The sequence below is a fragment of the Myroides odoratimimus genome (assembly GCF_030326305.1).
Classification (GTDB): domain Bacteria; phylum Bacteroidota; class Bacteroidia; order Flavobacteriales; family Flavobacteriaceae; genus Flavobacterium; species Flavobacterium odoratimimum_A.
Genome location: NZ_JACAKB010000096.1, coordinates 1 through 540 on the forward strand (window position 1 = coordinate 1; position 540 = coordinate 540).

Consider the following 540-nt stretch of genomic DNA (forward strand, 5'->3'; position numbering starts at 1 on the left):
GTTACCTACTTGCTTTTTGCCTCGATAACCACGATCAACTTTTGCTACTTTAGGAACCTTACCTGTTAGTCTATTTACTTGTTCTAATGCAGCTTCTAATGTATGACCGTCATATTCATTACGGAACCCAAGAGCTCCTACTATTACTCCTGAGTCTGTTTTGACAAAGGAAGCTTTATTCCCAAATTCATATTTCTTATGCTCTTTACCTTTTGAGATACAGCATACTGCTTGTTCATGTAAGGAATAAATTTTACCTGTTGTATTCCTTTTTTGAGACAATACTCTTTTAAATATTTCTAATGTTGGATGGTGTAGGGAATTTGGAGCTAACTTTCTTTCTAATTCTCTTACAAGTCTTCCTGCTATTGTTTTTATTTTTCTATCTGCCTTGTTTGCTTTTGCACTATTCTTAGGATGATTTCTAAAGCGTTGAAAGGTTGCTAATTTCTTTAAAGTTTGTGTATAAGTCTGTCTGACTTTTACGTTTTCTTGTTCTGCTATTTGCTTGCATTTTTTTATAATCTTATTGTGAAGCTT

General features: G+C 33.3%; 1 pseudogene. It reads right to left on the bottom strand.

What is annotated here, in order from left to right:
* Positions 1-540, bottom strand: a pseudogene (locus HX049_RS18440) (IS5/IS1182 family transposase); the annotation flags it as partial.